The organism is Citrobacter sp. RHB20-C16 (assembly GCF_013890155.1).
GTDB classification, from domain to species: domain Bacteria; phylum Pseudomonadota; class Gammaproteobacteria; order Enterobacterales; family Enterobacteriaceae; genus Citrobacter_A; species Citrobacter_A amalonaticus.
Map to the genome: position 1 here is coordinate 4,848,591 of NZ_CP057630.1, position 17,308 is coordinate 4,865,898.

Annotated in this window: 17 protein-coding genes; 16 read left to right on the forward strand and 1 reads right to left on the reverse strand. The window is 52.5% G+C overall.

The annotated features are described in order from the left end of the window. Positions 1-74 precede the first annotated feature (74 nt). Both ravA and viaA read left to right on the forward strand, forming a co-directional pair. Positions 75-1,571, forward strand: a complete 1,497-nt coding sequence (gene ravA / locus HVX64_RS23160) for an ATPase RavA (RefSeq protein WP_042998761.1) — start codon at positions 75-77, stop codon at positions 1,569-1,571. Then, positions 1,565-3,016, forward strand: a complete 1,452-nt coding sequence (viaA, locus tag HVX64_RS23165; protein ID WP_044256201.1) for an ATPase RavA stimulator ViaA — start codon at positions 1,565-1,567, stop codon at positions 3,014-3,016. Before ravA ends, viaA begins: the two co-directional genes overlap by 7 nt. Positions 3,017-3,018: 2 nt before the next feature. On the opposite strand, the gene asnA is transcribed toward viaA, so the two are convergent. After that, on the reverse strand, positions 3,019-4,011 hold the full coding sequence (asnA, locus tag HVX64_RS23170) for an aspartate--ammonia ligase (protein ID WP_044268167.1): 993 nt from the start codon (positions 4,009-4,011) through the stop codon (positions 3,019-3,021). 150 nt (positions 4,012-4,161) lie between these two features. Here asnA and asnC point away from each other — a divergent pair, with 150 nt between their 5' ends. From asnC to glmU, 14 genes are all read left to right on the forward strand, one after another. Beyond that, entirely contained in the window at positions 4,162-4,620 is a 459-nt protein-coding gene (gene asnC, locus HVX64_RS23175) for a transcriptional regulator AsnC (protein ID WP_042323573.1), read from the forward strand. 88 nt (positions 4,621-4,708) lie between these two features. Continuing rightward, a complete protein-coding gene (gene mioC, locus HVX64_RS23180; RefSeq protein WP_042998758.1) occupies positions 4,709-5,152 on the forward strand; it encodes an FMN-binding protein MioC in 444 nt (147 codons plus the stop codon). Between the two features lie 379 nt (positions 5,153-5,531). Further along, complete coding sequence (gene mnmG / locus HVX64_RS23185; RefSeq protein WP_044256194.1) at positions 5,532-7,421, forward strand: tRNA uridine-5-carboxymethylaminomethyl(34) synthesis enzyme MnmG; 1,890 nt, start codon at positions 5,532-5,534, stop codon at positions 7,419-7,421. Positions 7,422-7,485: 64 nt separating this feature from the next. Next, positions 7,486-8,109, forward strand: a complete 624-nt coding sequence (gene rsmG, locus HVX64_RS23190) for a 16S rRNA (guanine(527)-N(7))-methyltransferase RsmG (protein ID WP_044256189.1) — start codon at positions 7,486-7,488, stop codon at positions 8,107-8,109. Between the two features lie 616 nt (positions 8,110-8,725). Further along, a complete protein-coding gene (gene atpI / locus HVX64_RS23195) occupies positions 8,726-9,106 on the forward strand; it encodes a F0F1 ATP synthase subunit I (RefSeq protein WP_042323565.1) in 381 nt (126 codons plus the stop codon). 8 nt (positions 9,107-9,114) lie between these two features. Beyond that, the gene (atpB, locus tag HVX64_RS23200) at positions 9,115-9,930 is read left to right on the forward strand and encodes a F0F1 ATP synthase subunit A (protein WP_042998755.1); all 816 of its coding nucleotides are present in this window, start codon (positions 9,115-9,117) and stop codon (positions 9,928-9,930) included. Between the two features lie 46 nt (positions 9,931-9,976). Continuing rightward, positions 9,977-10,216: a F0F1 ATP synthase subunit C gene (atpE, locus tag HVX64_RS23205; RefSeq protein ID WP_000429386.1), complete on the forward strand. Its 240-nt coding sequence runs from the start codon at positions 9,977-9,979 to the stop codon at positions 10,214-10,216. A gap of 59 nt (positions 10,217-10,275) precedes the next feature. After that, positions 10,276-10,746 (forward strand): F0F1 ATP synthase subunit B, encoded by a 471-nt coding sequence (gene atpF / locus HVX64_RS23210; RefSeq protein WP_044256184.1) that lies wholly within the window; start codon positions 10,276-10,278, stop codon positions 10,744-10,746. A gap of 14 nt (positions 10,747-10,760) precedes the next feature. Next, a complete protein-coding gene (gene atpH, locus HVX64_RS23215; protein ID WP_042998754.1) occupies positions 10,761-11,294 on the forward strand; it encodes a F0F1 ATP synthase subunit delta in 534 nt (177 codons plus the stop codon). 12 nt (positions 11,295-11,306) lie between these two features. Further along, positions 11,307-12,848: a F0F1 ATP synthase subunit alpha gene (gene atpA / locus HVX64_RS23220; protein WP_042998753.1), complete on the forward strand. Its 1,542-nt coding sequence runs from the start codon at positions 11,307-11,309 to the stop codon at positions 12,846-12,848. Positions 12,849-12,898: 50 nt separating this feature from the next. After that, positions 12,899-13,762, forward strand: coding sequence for a F0F1 ATP synthase subunit gamma (gene atpG / locus HVX64_RS23225; RefSeq protein ID WP_005121458.1), 864 nt, complete (start codon positions 12,899-12,901; stop codon positions 13,760-13,762). Between the two features lie 26 nt (positions 13,763-13,788). After that, positions 13,789-15,171: a F0F1 ATP synthase subunit beta gene (gene atpD / locus HVX64_RS23230; protein ID WP_003023806.1), complete on the forward strand. Its 1,383-nt coding sequence runs from the start codon at positions 13,789-13,791 to the stop codon at positions 15,169-15,171. A gap of 20 nt (positions 15,172-15,191) precedes the next feature. Next, positions 15,192-15,611, forward strand: a complete 420-nt coding sequence (locus HVX64_RS23235) for a F0F1 ATP synthase subunit epsilon (RefSeq protein WP_003023809.1) — start codon at positions 15,192-15,194, stop codon at positions 15,609-15,611. Positions 15,612-15,924: 313 nt separating this feature from the next. Next, complete coding sequence (gene glmU, locus HVX64_RS23240; RefSeq protein ID WP_044256180.1) at positions 15,925-17,295, forward strand: bifunctional UDP-N-acetylglucosamine diphosphorylase/glucosamine-1-phosphate N-acetyltransferase GlmU; 1,371 nt, start codon at positions 15,925-15,927, stop codon at positions 17,293-17,295. The last annotated feature ends 13 nt before the right edge of the window (positions 17,296-17,308 follow it).

Genomic DNA, 17,308 nt, shown 5'->3' on the forward strand with positions numbered 1-17,308 from the left:
AAGTTCAGCCTGTGAACCGAAACGTCTATACTCGCTGTTAACGCAGTACATTTATGAAAGGACGCCACTCTATTATGGCTCACCCACATTTATTAGCGGAAAGAATTTCCCGCCTGAGCAGCGCGCTGGAAAAAGGTCTCTATGAGCGCAGTCACGCCATTCGGCTTTGCCTGCTGGCCGCCCTGAGCGGCGAAAGCGTTTTCTTACTTGGCCCTCCAGGGATCGCCAAAAGCCTGATTGCCCGTCGGCTGAAATTTGCCTTCCAGAATGCGCGGGCGTTTGAATATCTGATGACGCGTTTTTCCACGCCGGAAGAGGTTTTTGGCCCACTCTCTATTCAGGCACTTAAAGATGAAGGTCGTTACGAACGCTTAACCGCCGGTTATCTTCCCGAAGCGGAAATCGTCTTTCTCGATGAAATCTGGAAAGCGGGTCCGGCAATCCTCAATACCCTGCTGACTGCGATTAACGAACGTCACTTTCGCAACGGCGCGCACGAAGAAAAAATCCCTATGCGTCTGCTGGTGGCCGCCTCCAACGAACTACCGGAAGCAGACAGCAGTCTGGAAGCGCTGTACGACCGTATGCTGATCCGTCTGTGGCTGGACAAAGTGCAGGACAAAGCTAACTTTCGCTCCTTGCTGGTAAGCCAACAGGACGAAAGCGAAAACCCGGTTCCCGCCTCACTACAGGTGAGCGATGAAGAGTATTACCGCTGGCAGAAAGACATTGGCGCAATTACGCTGCCCGATCATGTTTTTGAGCTGATTTTTACGCTGCGCCAGCAGTTGGATAATCTGCCGAATGCGCCTTACGTCTCAGACCGTCGCTGGAAAAAAGCGATTCGTCTGTTACAGGCCAGCGCCTTCTTTAGCGGGCGTGACGCCGTTGCCCCTATCGATCTCATTCTGCTAAAGGACTGCCTGTGGTACGACGCCCAGAGCCTGAACCTGATGCAGCAACAGCTCGAAATATTGATGACCGGACACGCCTGGCAACAGCAAACCATGCTGACACGCCTCGGCGGTATCGTCCAGCAACGCATTCAGTTGCAGCAACAACAAAGCGATAAAACCGCGTTTACCGTGCTGCGTCAGGGGGGCATGTTCAGCCGTCGTCCGCATTACGATTTGCCCGCAGAGGTCACTGCGACAACTCTGACACTACTTCTGCAAAAACCCTTGAAATTGCATGATATGGAAGTGATCCACATCGCTTTTGATCGCAGCGCGCTGGAGCAATGGCTGGCGAAAGGGGGCGAGATCCGCGGTAAACTCAACGGGATCGGGTTTGCTCAGACGCTGAATATGGAAGTCGATAGCGCCCAGCATCTGGTTGTGCGCGATGTGAGTCTACAGGGCACGCGCCTGGCGCTTCCTGGTTCTTCGGAAGAAGCCATGCCCGGCGAAATCAAGCAGCAGCTGGAGGCGCTGGAAAACGACTGGCGCCAGCAGCATACCCGCTTTAGCGAACAGCAAAAGTGCCTGTTTATTCATAGCGACTGGTTAGGTCGTATTGAGGCCAGCCTTCAGGATGTCGGTGAGCAGATCCGTCAGGCGCAACAATGCTGACACTGGATACACTCAATGTCATGTTAGCCGTCAGTGAAGAGGGGATGATCGAAGAGATGATCCTCGCGCTGCTGGCCTCGCCACAGCTGGCGGTCTTTTTTGAAAAATTTCCCCGTCTGAAAGCGGCAATCACGGACGATCTACCGCGCTGGCGCGAAGCGCTTCGTCGGCGGCTTAAAGATGCACGCGTACCGCCAGAGCTGACGGAAGAGGTGATGTGCTACCAGCAGAGCCAGCTTCTCTCTACCGCGCAGTTCATCGTCCAGCTTCCGCAAATATTGACGCTATTACACCGGCTGCACTCGCCGTATGCCGAACAGGCGCAGCAACTGGTGGACAGCAACACGATATTCACCCCCGCTCTGCATACGCTCTTTTTACAGCGTTGGCGCTTAAGTCTGGTGGTGCAGACCACGACACTGAATCAGCAATTGCTTGAAGAAGAGCGTGAGCAGTTACTGAGTGAAGTTCAGGAACGAATGACCCTGAGCGGGCAACTGGATCCGGTTCTGGCAGAAAACGAAACCGCCGCAGGCCGCCTGTGGGATATGAGCGCCGGTCAGCTCAGACGCGGTGATTATCAGTTGATCGTGAAGTATGGTGATTTTCTGCGCGAACAGCCGGAGTTGATGCGACTGGCAGAGCAACTGGGGCGTTCCAGGGAAGCCAAATCCGTTCCGCGAAAAGATGCGCCGATGGAGACCTTTCGCACGCTGGTGCGCGAGCCCGCCACGGTGCCTGAGCAGGTTGATGGTATTCAGCAAAGTGACGATATTCTGCGTCTGTTGCCACCGGAACTGGCCACGCTCGGCATAACAGAACTGGAATATGAGTTCTACCGGCGGCTGGTGGAAAAACAACTGCTCACTTATCGTCTGCACGGTGAAGCCTGGCGCGAGAAGGTCACTGAACGACCGGTGATTCATCAGGATTTCGATGAACAGCCGCGCGGGCCGTTCATTGTGTGCGTTGACACCTCCGGCTCAATGGGGGGCTTTAATGAACAGTGCGCAAAGGCCTTTTGCCTGGCCCTGATGCGCATTGCCCTTGCCGATAACCGTCGTTGCTTCATCATGCTGTTTTCCACCGAAGTGGTGCGCTATGAGCTTTCCGGCCAACAAGGCATTGAGCAGGCTATCCGCTTTCTGAGCCAACGCTTTCGCGGCGGTACGGATATCGCCAGCTGTTTTCGCGCCATTATTGAACGCATGCAGGGACGAGAGTGGTTTGATGCCGATGCGGTGGTGATTTCAGATTTTATCGCCCAGCGGTTGCCTGACGAAGTGGTGAGTAAAGTCGGAGAGCTGCAGCGGGTTCATCAACATCGCTTTCACGCGGTGGCGATGTCAGCACATGGCAAACCCGGCATCATGCGCATTTTCGATCATATCTGGCGCTTTGATACCGGGATGCGAAGCCGCCTGCTCAGACGCTGGCGGCGATAAGATTACAGCAGCGAAGCTACGCTTTCACGGACCTGTGCAGGCCATACGCCGCACTGAACCTGACCAATGTGCGGCAGTTGCAGCAGCAGCATGGTTAAGCGCGACTGACCAATGCCGCCGCCGATAGTCTGCGGCATTTCACCGCGCAGCAGCGCCTGGTGCCATTCCAGACTCAGACGATCTTCATCACCGGTAAGCTTAAGCTGATGTTTCAGCGCGTCGGCATCGACACGGATGCCCATGGAAGAGAGTTCAAACGCATCTTCCAGCACCGGGTTCCAGACCAGAATATCGCCGTTCAGACCGGCATACCCCAACTCGGATGCGGAACTCCAGTCATCATAGTCCGGCGCACGAACGTCATGGCGGTGGCCATCGCTGAGCTTACCGCCGATCCCCACCAGGAAGACCGCGCCTAACTCTTTGGCGATCGCACGTTCACGACCTTTTGCATCAAGACCCGGATAACGGCTCAGTAATTCCTGGCTGTGAACAAAGTGGATCTGCTCTGGCAGGAACGGTGCCAGACCAAATTCTTTGCTTACCGCTGCTTCGGTCGCTTTAATTCCCGCCCAGATAGCCTCTACCGTGCTTTTCAGAGTGGAGAACTGACGCTCACCGTCGCCCATCACGCGTTCCCAGTCCCACTGATCGACATACACTGAGTGGAGCGGGGAGAGACGATCTTCATCCGGGCGCAGGGCTTTCATGTGCGTGTAGAGCCCTTCGCCAGCGCTGAAGTCGTGTTGTCCCAGTGTTTGACGCTTCCACTTCGCCAGCGAATGAACCACTTCGAACTGGGCATCTGGCAGCGCTTTCACTTTCACCTGCACCGCTTTTTCACAGCCCGACAAGTTATCCTGCGTGCCATCCCCTACACGGCTGAGGATCGGTGCCTGGACTTCAATCAGACCCAGACGCTCCTCCAGTTGACGAGAGAAGTGAGATTTCACGAAGCTAATTTGGCGTTGTTTGGCAATGTAAGCGGTTTTCATTTTTTTACTCCTGCGTCCTGTTGCCTATGATTAAGCAACAAAATGGGGGTGATATTCAATAATCAACAAATAAAAAGCCGCATTCAATTTTGATTCATTAAAATTAACCGCTAAAATAGAGTGAATCATTAATACACATAAGAAAAAACTATGGAAAATTATCAGATCGACAATCTGGACCGCGGCATTCTTGATGCCTTAATGGAAAATGCCCGTACCGCCTACGCCGAACTGGCAAAACAGTTTGGCGTCAGTCCGGGGACCATTCACGTGCGTGTGGAGAAAATGAAACAGGCGGGGATCATCACCGGTGCGCGCATTGACGTCAGCCCGAAGCAACTCGGTTATGACGTCGGCTGCTTTATCGGCATCATTCTCAAAAGCGCCAAAGACTATCCTTCGGCGTTGGCCAGACTGGAAAGCCTGGATGAAGTCACTGAGGCGTACTACACCACCGGCCACTACAGCATCTTTATTAAGGTCATGTGCCGGTCGATCGATGCCCTCCAGCATGTACTTATCAACAAGATCCAAACAATTGATGAAATTCAGTCCACCGAGACGCTGATCGTCCTGCAAAACCCGATTATGCGTACCATCAAGCCGTGATCGCCTTTTTTAATCCCACATTTTTCCACAGGTAGATCCCAGCTCACTCACAGCGTACAATAGCCCTTCTTTAACAGGATGGGCTCGTATGGCTGACATAACTCTTATTAGCGGCAGCACCCTCGGCGGCGCTGAATATGTTGCAGAACACCTGGCTGAAAAGCTGGAAGATGCCGGTTTTTCTACTGAAACCCTGCACGGCCCGCTGTTAGAGGATCTTTCTGCCTCCGGGATCTGGTTGGTCATTAGCTCCACGCACGGTGCGGGAGACATTCCGGATAACCTTGTTCCTTTATATGAAGATCTTCAATCGCAAAAACCAGATCTGTCGCAGGTTCGTTTCGGTGCGATCGGTATCGGCAGTCGCGAGTATGACACCTTCTGTGGCGCTATCGAGAAGATCGAAGCTGAACTGAAGCATTCCGGAGCCAGACAGATCGGCGAAACGCTGAAGATCAATATCCTTGAACACGATATTCCGGAAGATCCGGCAGAAGCCTGGCTGGGATCCTGGATTAATTTACTCAAATAAGTGTAAAGATCGTGCGATCGTGTGTGGATAACTCTGTCAGGAACCTTGGATCAACCAGTAGTTATCCAAAGAATAACCATTGTTCAGTTTTTGAGTTGTGTATAACCCTTCATTCTGATCCCAGCTTATACGGACCAGGATCACCGATCATTCACAGCTAATGATCCTTACCAAGGTATTGATCTTAATACCGGGATCCGGCTTATCCACAGCCAATGGCGATCCTAATAAGAGATCACAATAGAACAGATCTCTAAATAAAAAGATCTTCTTTTTAATAGCCAGGATCCCGGGGTCTTTCTCAAGCCGACAAAGTTGAGTAGAATCCACCGCCCGGGCTTCAATCCATTTTCACACCGCGTTATGCGAGGCAATTACCATGTTTTATCCGGATCCTTTTGACGTCATCATCATTGGCGGGGGTCATGCAGGCACTGAGGCCGCGATGGCCGCAGCGCGTATGGGTCAACAAACCCTGCTTTTGACACACAATATCGACACGCTGGGGCAGATGAGCTGCAACCCGGCGATTGGCGGTATTGGGAAGGGACACCTGGTAAAAGAAGTGGATGCGCTCGGCGGGCTGATGGCACAAGCAATCGACCAGGCAGGTATCCAGTTTAGGATACTAAACGCGAGCAAAGGACCGGCGGTTCGCGCTACCCGTGCTCAGGCGGATCGTGTGCTGTACCGTCAGGTGGTGCGTACCGCGCTGGAGAACCAACCCAACCTGATGATCTTCCAGCAGGCGGTTGAAGATCTGATTGTTGAAAACGATCGTGTCGTTGGCGCAGTGACCCAGATGGGGCTGAAATTCCGCGCTAAAGCGGTAGTGTTGACCGTTGGAACTTTCCTTGACGGCAAAATTCATATTGGTCTGGATAATTACAGCGGTGGCCGTGCTGGCGATCCGCCGTCCATTCCGCTCTCTCGCCGTCTGCGCGAACTGCCGCTGCGCGTAAGCCGTCTTAAAACCGGCACTCCGCCGCGTATCGATGCACGCACGATTAATTTCAGCGTGCTGGCGCAGCAGCATGGCGACAACCCAATGCCGGTCTTCTCGTTCATGGGCAATGCTGCCCAGCACCCACAACAGGTGCCGTGCTATATCACGCATACCAACGAGAAAACCCATGACGTGATCCGTAATAACCTCGATCGTAGCCCGATGTATGCAGGCGTGATCGAAGGGATCGGGCCACGTTACTGCCCGTCGATCGAAGATAAAGTGATGCGCTTTGCCGATCGTAACCAGCACCAGATCTTCCTGGAGCCGGAAGGGCTTACCTCAAATGAAATTTACCCGAACGGGATCTCCACCAGCCTGCCTTTCGACGTGCAGATGCAGATTGTCCGCTCAATGGAAGGGATGGAGAACGCGAAAATCGTCCGTCCGGGTTATGCCATTGAGTATGACTTTTTCGACCCGCGCGACCTGAAACCGACGCTGGAAAGCAAATTTATCCAGGGCCTGTTCTTCGCCGGACAAATTAACGGTACCACCGGCTACGAAGAGGCTGCTGCCCAGGGCCTGCTTGCTGGGCTCAATGCCGCGCGTCTGTCCGCAGACAAACAAGGGTGGGCACCGGCGCGTTCTCAGGCCTATCTCGGCGTACTGGTCGACGACCTGTGCACGCTGGGTACCAAAGAACCGTACCGCATGTTCACCTCGCGTGCCGAATACCGTCTGATGCTGCGCGAAGACAACGCCGATCTGCGTCTGACCGAAATGGGGCGTGAACTGGGGCTGGTGGATGACGTGCGTTGGGCTCGCTTCAACGAGAAGCTGGAGAACATCGAACGCGAACGCCAGCGCCTGAAATCTACCTGGGTGACGCCTGCGGCGGAATCGGCCAACGAAGTGAATGCTCACCTTACTGCGCCGCTGTCTCGTGAAGCCAGTGGTGAAGATCTGCTGCGTCGTCCGGAAATGACCTATGCACAGCTCACGACCCTGACGCCGTTTGCCCCCGCACTGGAAGACGCGCAGGCTGCTGAGCAGGTTGAAATCCAGGTGAAGTACGAAGGTTATATCGCTCGTCAGCAGGATGAGATTGAAAAACAGCTGCGCAATGAAAACACGCTGCTGCCTGCCACGCTGGATTACCGCCAGGTATCTGGCCTGTCGAATGAAGTGATTGCCAAGCTAAACGATCACAAGCCGGTTTCGATCGGCCAGGCATCGCGCATTTCTGGCGTCACGCCTGCCGCTATCTCCATTCTGCTGGTGTGGCTGAAAAAACAGGGTATGCTGCGCCGCAGCGCTTAATGTGTTGAACGTTGCCCGGTGGCGCATTGCTTACCGGGCAAATTAGTTAAAACAGGTAATCACCGTGCTCAACAAACTCTCACGCCTGCTGGCAGATGCCGGCATTTCGCTTACCGATCATCAGAAAAATCAGCTGATTGCGTATGTTGAAATGCTGCACAAATGGAACAAAGCGTACAACCTGACCTCTGTGCGGGATCCCAACGAGATGCTGGTTCGTCACATTCTCGACAGTATTATCGTGGCGCCGTATTTGCAGGGTGAGCGTTTTATTGATGTCGGAACTGGACCGGGGTTGCCGGGCATTCCGTTGTCCATTGTGCGTCCGCAAGCGCATTTCACCCTGCTCGATAGTCTGGGTAAACGCGTGCGTTTCCTGCGTCAGGTCCAGCATGAGCTGAAGCTGGCTAACATCACGCCAGTGCAAAGTCGCGTGGAAGAATTTCCCGCAGAGCCACCGTTTGATGGTGTGATCAGCCGGGCGTTCGCTTCACTCAATGACATGGTGAGCTGGTGTCACCACCTTCCGGGCGAGAAGGGCTGTTTTTATGCGCTGAAAGGCCAGCTACCGGAAGACGAAATAGCGTCGCTTCCTCCTGCGTTTTGTGTTGAATCGGTAGTTAAACTGCAGGTTCCGCATCTGGAAGGTGAGCGCCATCTGGTGGTGATTAAGCCAAACAAAATTTAATATTTATCAAAAAAAATAGAGAAAAATCGGTCTTTTTATTGTTAAAACACTGAGACATTTTTGCCGATATAAGTCGTTACACTTAACGCCACATTTACTGTCTATTATCAACAGGGCAACGTGGCTTTTTTGGCTAAAGACAAAATTAGTCAACACTGAAAATATCAGGCTGCTAAAAATCCAGGCGTAGAATCACTCTCGAGTGTTGAATTTTTATTAAAAATGTCAATGGTTGGTTTTTGAGATGTAATCGGTCGTTTTTAAAAGAGTGAGTGATTTTAGGCTTAAATATCAGAAAGTTGAAAAGGCATCATTTGCCAAGTAAATAAATACCGTCGGGGCGAATATGCTCAATATGTGATCTGAAGCACGCTTTAACACCAGTGTTTACGCGCTATTTGCAGTTTTGCATGATCGTTCACAGTTTGGCTAAAAGTCATAAATGTGGGCCAGGGAAAAATATTTAAACATTTATTCACCTTTTAGCTACTTATTGTTTGAAATCACGAGGGCGCACCGTATAATTTGACCGCTTTTTGATGCTTGACTCTAAGCCTCAAAGAACGTTTTATACGACACGCGGCATACCTCGAAGGGAGCAGGAGTTAAAAACGTGATGTCTGTGTCGCTCTTGAGTCGAAACGTTGCTCGTAAGCTTCTGTTCATTCAGTTTCTGGCGGTAGTAGCAAGTGGATTGCTGTTCAGCCTCAAAGACCTCTTCTGGGGCACTTCCGCAATATGCGGAGGTATGGCAGTCTTTCTGCCTAACGTGTTGTTTATGATATTTGCCTGGCGTCACCAGGCGCATACACCTGCTAAAGGCCGAGTGGCCTGGACGTTCGCCTTCGGCGAAGCCTTCAAGGTGTTAGCGATGCTGATTTTGCTGGTGGTGGCGCTGGCGGTTTTCAAGGCGGTATTTTTGCCGCTGATCGTTACGTGGGTTTTGGTGCTGGTGGTTCAGATACTGGCGCCGGCTGTAATTAACAACAAAGGGTAAAAGGCATCATGGCTTCAGAAAATATGACGCCGCAGGATTACATAGGACACCATCTGAACAACCTTCAGTTGGACCTGCGTACATTCTCGCTGGTGGATCCGCATAACCCCCCAGCCACCTTCTGGACGCTCAATATTGACTCCATGTTTTTCTCGGTGGTGCTGGGTCTGTTGTTCCTGGCTTTGTTCCGCAGCGTGGCCAAAAAGGCGACCAGCGGCGTACCAGGCAAGTTTCAGACCGCGATTGAGCTGATAATCGGCTTTGTGCATGGTAGCGTGAAAGACATGTACCATGGCAAAAGCAAGCTGATTGCACCACTGGCCCTGACGATCTTCGTCTGGGTATTCCTGATGAACCTGATGGACTTACTGCCAATCGACTTGCTGCCGTACATCGGCGAGCATATCTTCGGTCTGCCTGCACTGCGCGTGGTTCCGTCTGCTGACGTGAACGTTACCCTGTCCATGGCGCTCGGCGTATTTATCCTCATTCTGTTCTACAGCATCAAAATGAAAGGCATCGGTGGCTTCGCGAAAGAGTTGACGCTGCAGCCGTTCAATCACTGGGCGTTCATCCCTGTCAACTTAATCCTTGAAGGGGTAAGTCTGCTGTCTAAACCGGTTTCTCTCGGTCTGCGACTGTTCGGCAACATGTATGCCGGTGAGCTGATTTTCATTCTGATTGCTGGTCTGTTGCCGTGGTGGTCACAGTGGATCCTGAATGTGCCGTGGGCCATTTTCCACATCCTGATTATTACGCTGCAAGCCTTCATCTTCATGGTTCTGACGATCGTCTATCTGTCGATGGCGTCTGAAGAGCATTAATTTACCAACACTACTACGTTTTAACTGAAACAAACTGGAGACTGTCATGGAAAACCTGAATATGGATCTGCTGTACATGGCTGCCGCTGTGATGATGGGTCTGGCGGCAATCGGTGCTGCGATCGGTATCGGCATCCTCGGGGGTAAATTCCTGGAAGGCGCAGCGCGTCAACCTGATCTGATTCCTCTGCTGCGTACTCAGTTCTTTATCGTTATGGGTCTGGTGGATGCTATCCCGATGATCGCTGTAGGTCTGGGTCTGTACGTGATGTTCGCTGTCGCGTAGTAAGCGTTGCTTGAATTAAGAGCAATATCAGAACGTTAACTAGATAGAGGCATTGTGCTGTGAATCTTAACGCAACAATCCTCGGCCAGGCCATCGCGTTTGTCCTGTTTGTTCTGTTCTGCATGAAGTATGTATGGCCGCCGTTAATGGCTGCCATCGAGAAGCGTCAAAAAGAAATTGCTGACGGTCTTGCTTCTGCTGAACGCGCACACAAGGATCTTGACCTTGCAAAGGCCAGCGCGACCGACCAGCTGAAAAAAGCGAAGGCGGAAGCTCAGGTAATCATCGAGCAGGCGAACAAACGTCGCGCTCAGATCCTGGACGAAGCCAAAACGGAAGCAGAACAGGAACGTACTAAAATCGTGGCCCAGGCGCAGGCGGAAATTAATGCCGAGCGTAAACGTGCCCGTGAAGAGCTGCGTAAGCAAGTTGCTATCCTGGCTGTTGCTGGCGCCGAGAAGATCATCGAACGTTCCGTGGATGAAGCTGCTAACAGCGACATCGTGGATAAACTTGTCGCTGAACTGTAAGGAGGGAGGGGCTGATGTCTGAATTTGTTACGGTAGCTCGCCCCTACGCCAAAGCAGCTTTTGACTTTGCCGTCGAACACCAAAGTGTAGAGCGCTGGCAGGACATGCTGGCGTTTGCCGCCGAGGTGACTAAGAACGAACAAATGGCAGAGCTTCTCTCTGGCGCACTGGCGCCGGAAACGCTCGCCGGGTCGTTTATCGCAGTTTGCGGTGAGCAACTGGACGAAAACGGTCAGAACCTGATTAAGGTGATGGCTGAGAATAACCGTCTGAACGCGCTCCCGGATGTTCTTGAGCAGTTTATTCACCTGCGTGCCGCGAGTGAGTCTATCTCTGAGGTAGAAGTCACTTCCGCGAACGAACTGAGTGAAGAACAGCTTGCGAAGATTAGCGCTGCGATGGAAAAACGTCTGTCACGCAAAGTTAAGCTGAATTGCAAAATCGATAAGTCTGTAATGGCGGGCGTAATCATCCGTGCGGGTGATATGGTCATTGATGGCAGCGTACGCGGCCGTCTTGAACGTCTTGCAGACGTCTTGCAGTCTTAAGGGGACTGGAGCATGCAACTGAATTCCACCGAAATCAGCGAACTGATCAAGCAGCGCATTGCTCAGTTCAATGTTGTGAGTGAAGCTCACAACGAAGGTACTATTGTTTCTGTAAGTGACGGTGTTATCCGCATTCACGGCCTGGCCGATTGTATGCAGGGTGAGATGATTTCCCTGCCGGGTAACCGTTACGCTATCGCACTGAACCTGGAGCGCGACTCCGTAGGTGCAGTGGTGATGGGTCCATACGCTGACCTCGCCGAAGGTATGAAGGTTAAGTGTACGGGTCGTATTCTGGAAGTTCCGGTTGGCCGTGGTCTGCTGGGCCGTGTGGTTAACACACTGGGTTCTCCGATTGACGGTAAAGGTCCGGTTGATAACGATGGCTTCTCGCCAATCGAAGTTATCGCACCAGGCGTAATCGAACGTCAGTCCGTCGATCAGCCGGTGCAGACTGGTTATAAATCCGTTGATGCCATGATCCCAATCGGTCGTGGTCAGCGTGAATTGATCATCGGTGACCGTCAGACCGGTAAAACCGCGATGGCAATCGATGCCATCATCAACCAGCGTGATTCCGGCATTAAATGTGTGTACGTGGCTATCGGCCAGAAAGCGTCCACCATTTCTAACGTGGTTCGTAAACTGGAAGAACACGGCGCCCTGTCTAACACCATCGTTGTGGTAGCGACCGCGTCTGAATCTGCCGCACTGCAATACCTGGCGCCGTATGCCGGTTGCGCAATGGGCGAATACTTCCGTGATCGCGGTGAAGATGCGCTGATCGTTTATGATGACCTGTCTAAACAGGCTGTTGCTTACCGTCAGGTTTCCCTGCTGCTCCGTCGTCCGCCAGGACGTGAAGCATTCCCGGGCGACGTGTTCTACCTCCACTCCCGTCTGCTGGAGCGCGCATCCCGCGTTAACGCGGAATACGTTGAGAACTTCACCAAGGGTGAAGTGAAAGGTAAAACCGGCTCCCTGACCGCTCTGCCGATTATCGAAACCCAGGCGGGTGACGTTTCTGCGTTCGTTCCGACCAACGTAATTTCTATTACCGATGGTCAGATCTTCCTGGAAACTAACCTGTTCAACTCCGGTATTCGTCCGGCGGTTAACCCGGGTATCTCTGTATCTCGTGTAGGTGGTGCTGCTCAGACCAAGATTATCAAGAAACTGTCCGGTGGTATCCGTACCGCGCTGGCACAGTACCGTGAACTGGCAGCGTTCTCTCAGTTCGCATCCGATCTGGACGAAGCAACCCGTAAACAGCTGAGCCACGGTCAGAAAGTGACCGAGCTGCTGAAGCAGAAACAGTATGCCCCTATGTCTGTAGCACAACAGGGTGTGGTTCTGTTCGCGGCTGAACGCGGTTACCTCGAAGATGTGGAACTGGCGAAAATCGGTAGCTTCGAAGCCGCTCTGCTGGCTTATGTCGACCGTGACCATGCTCCGCTGATGCAAGAAATCAACCAGACTGGTAACTATAACGACGAAATCGAAGGCAAGCTTAAAGCTATCCTCGATTCCTTCAAAGCAACCCAGTCCTGGTAACGTCTGGCGGCTTGTCTTAGGACAGGCCGCAAGGCATTGAGGAGAAGCTCATGGCCGGCGCAAAAGAGATACGTAGTAAGATCGCAAGCGTCCAGAACACGCAGAAGATCACTAAAGCGATGGAGATGGTCGCCGCTTCCAAAATGCGTAAATCGCAGGATCGCATGGCGGCCAGCCGTCCTTATGCAGAGACCATGCGCAAAGTGATTGGTCACCTTGCGAATGGTAATCTGGAATATAAGCACCCGTACCTGGAAGAACGCGACGTTAAACGCGTGGGCTACCTGGTGGTGTCGACTGACCGTGGTCTGTGCGGTGGCTTGAACATTAACCTGTTCAAAAAGCTGCTGGCGGATATGAAAACATGGTCCGATAAAGGCGTTCAGTGCGACATCGCAATGATCGGCTCTAAGGGCGTGTCTTTCTTTAATTCCGTTGGCGGTAATGTGGTTGCGCAGGTAACCGGTATGGGGGATAACCCTTCCCTGTCCGAACTGATCGGTCCGGTTAAAGTGATGCTGCAGGCTTACGATGAAGGTCGTCTGGACAGACTGTACGTTGTCAGTAACAAATTTATCAACACCATGTCTCAGGTTCCGACGCTGACTCAACTGCTGCCATTACCGGCATCAGAAGATGAAGAGTTAAAACAAAAAGCCTGGGATTACCTGTATGAACCTGATCCGAAACCGCTGCTGGATACCCTGCTGCGTCGTTACGTTGAATCTCAGGTTTATCAGGGCGTGGTAGAAAACCTGGCCAGCGAGCAGGCCGCACGTATGGTGGCGATGAAAGCCGCGACCGACAATGGCGGCAGCCTGATTAAAGAGCTGCAGTTGGTATACAACAAAGCTCGTCAGGCCAGCATTACTCAGGAACTCACCGAGATCGTCGGTGGTGCATCCGCGGTATAACCAGGTTAATTCGTAGAGGATTCAAGATGGCTACTGGAAAAATTGTCCAGGTAATCGGCGCCGTGGTTGACGTCGAATTCCCTCAGGATGCCGTACCGCGCGTGTACGATGCTCTTGAGGTTATGAATGGTAAAGAGAGTCTGGTGCTGGAAGTTCAGCAGCAGCTCGGCGGCGGTATCGTACGTACCATCGCAATGGGTTCTTCCGACGGTCTGCGTCGTGGTCTGGAAGTCAAAGACCTCGAGCACCCGATCGAAGTCCCGGTAGGTAAAGCAACCCTGGGTCGTATCATGAACGTCCTGGGTCACCCGATCGACATGAAAGGCGATATCGGTGAAGAAGAGCGTTGGGCTATCCACCGCGCAGCACCGTCCTATGAAGAGCTGTCCAGCTCTCAGGAACTGCTGGAAACCGGTATCAAAGTTATCGACCTGATGTGTCCGTTCGCGAAGGGCGGTAAAGTTGGTCTGTTCGGTGGTGCGGGTGTAGGTAAAACCGTAAACATGATGGAGCTTATCCGTAACATCGCGATCGAGCACTCCGGTTACTCCGTGTTTGCGGGCGTAGGTGAACGTACTCGTGAGGGTAACGACTTCTACCACGAAATGACCGACTCCAACGTTCTGGATAAAGTATCCCTGGTATATGGCCAGATGAACGAGCCGCCGGGAAACCGTCTGCGCGTTGCACTGACCGGTCTGACCATGGCAGAGAAATTCCGTGACGAAGGTCGTGACGTACTGCTGTTCGTCGATAACATCTATCGTTACACCCTGGCCGGTACGGAAGTTTCCGCACTGCTGGGTCGTATGCCATCAGCGGTAGGTTACCAGCCGACCCTGGCGGAAGAGATGGGTGTTCTGCAGGAACGTATCACTTCTACCAAAACCGGTTCTATCACTTCCGTTCAGGCGGTATACGTACCTGCGGATGACTTGACTGACCCGTCGCCAGCCACCACCTTTGCTCACTTAGATGCAACCGTGGTACTGAGCCGTCAGATCGCGTCTCTGGGTATCTACCCGGCCGTTGACCCGCTGGATTCTACCAGCCGTCAGTTGGATCCTCTGGTGGTTGGTCAGGAACACTACGACACCGCGCGTGGCGTACAGTCCCTGCTGCAGCGTTACCAGGAACTGAAAGACATCATCGCCATCCTGGGTATGGATGAACTGTCTGAAGAAGACAAACTGGTGGTAGCACGTGCGCGTAAGATCCAGCGCTTCCTGTCCCAGCCGTTCTTCGTTGCGGAAGTATTCACCGGTTCTCCGGGTAAATACGTTTCCCTGAAAGACACCATCCGTGGCTTTAAAGGCATCATGGAAGGCGAGTATGACCACCTGCCAGAGCAGGCGTTCTACATGGTTGGTTCTATCGACGAAGCCGTAGAAAAAGCCAAAAAACTTTAACGCCTTAATCGGAGGGTGATATGGCAATGACTTACCACCTGGACGTCGTCAGCGCAGAGCAACAAATGTTCTCTGGTCTGGTCGAGAAAATCCAGGTAACGGGTAGTGAAGGTGAACTGGGTATTTTCCCAGGGCACGCCCCACTGCTCACCGCCATTAAGCCTGGTATGATCCGCATCGTTAAACAGTTCGGTCATGAAGAGTTTATCTATCTGTCTGGCGGCATTCTTGAAGTGCAACCAGGCAGCGTGACCGTACTGGCTGATACCGCGATTCGCGGGCAGGATCTCGATGAAGCGAGAGCCCTGGAAGCGAAACGTAAGGCTGAAGAGCACATTAAGAGCTCTCATGGTGACGTGGATTACGCTCAGGCATCTGCGGAACTGGCCAAAGCGATCGCGAAACTGCGCGTTATCGAGTTGACCAAAAAAGCGATGTAACACCGGGTTGAAAAAATGAAAACCAGTCTGATTTCAGGCTGGTTTTTTTTTGTCTGTCATTAATGTGCTGTTTGCGTCATCTTTCTTTAGGGATCAAAAAAAGAGCAAAAACATTAGCCTGGCGCGTTAATCGCGATATCAGGTGACATTTCAGAAGACAAAAGTCGCAGCAATGGACGAAAATGTCTCTATCTTCGTTGGGGAAAATTCGCGATTGTGTGTTTTATCCTCTGCCCATTTCACGACGAAAAAAATGTAGTATTTTCAACGTGAAACGGTATAAATTCGTTCTCAAATTACAGTCAGGGCGCGTATGTTGAATAAAGCGATGAGCGTAGTGATCCTTGCCGCAGGCAAAGGCACACGTATGTATTCCGATCTTCCAAAAGTGCTGCACACCCTTGCCGGGAAATCGATGGTTCAGCATGTCATTGATGTAGCAAATGAATTGGGCTCTTCTCAGGTTCATCTGGTCTACGGGCACGGCGGCGATCTGCTTAAAGAAAGCCTGAAAGAAGACAACCTTAACTGGGTGTTACAGGCGGAGCAGTTGGGCACCGGCCATGCGATGCAGCAGGCAGCGCCGTTCTTTGGCGATGATGAAGACATTTTAATGCTCTACGGTGATGTCCCGCTGATCTCCGTTGAAACCCTGACTCGCCTGCGTGAAGCTAAACCCCAGGGCGGCATCGGTTTGTTGACCGTCGTGCTGGACGATCCGAGCGGCTATGGTCGCATCACCCGTGAAAACGGCAAAGTGACCGGCATCGTTGAGCATAAAGATGCCAGCGAGGAACAGCGCAGGATTCAGGAGATCAACACCGGGATCCTGATTGCCAATGGCGCGGACATGAAACGCTGGCTGTCTAAACTGACCAATAACAACGCGCAGGGTGAATACTACATCACCGACATCATTGCGATGGCCTACCAGGAAGGGCGTGAGATTGCGGCGGTACATCCGGCGCGTATTAGCGAAACTGAAGGGGTAAATAACCGTCTTCAGCTCTCCCGCCTGGAGCGTGTTTACCAGTCCGAGCAGGCAGAAAAACTGCTGCTGGCGGGCGTGATGCTGCGCGATCCGGCGCGTTTTGACCTGCGCGGAACGCTCGTTCACGGGCGAGATGTTGAAATTGATACTAACGTTATCATCGAAGGTCAGGTCACGTTGGGCCATCGCGTGAAGATTGGCGCGGGCTGCGTCATTAAAAACAGCGTTATTGGTGATGACTGTGAAATCAGCCCGTACAGCGTAGTGGAAGATGCCCATCTGGACGCGGCCTGCACCATTGGACCCTTTGCTCGTCTGCGCCCTGGTGCGCAACTGATGGAAGGTGCTCACGTCGGTAACTTCGTCGAGATGAAGAAAGCGCGTCTCGGCAAAGGTTCAAAAGCCGGTCACCTGACCTATCTGGGCGATGCGGAAATTGGCGACAACGTGAACATTGGCGCAGGCACCATTACCTGCAACTACGACGGCGCGAACAAGTTTAAAACCATTATTGGCGACGATGTGTTTGTCGGATCCGATACTCAGTTGGTGGCGCCGGTGACCGTAGGCCATGGGGCAACCATCGCTGCCGGGACCACCGTCACCCGTAACGTGGCTGATAATGAGTTGGTCATCAGCCGTGTTCCGCAGGTGAATAAGCAGGGCTGGAAACGCCCGGTGAAGAAAAAGTAGATATTTTTGCCGG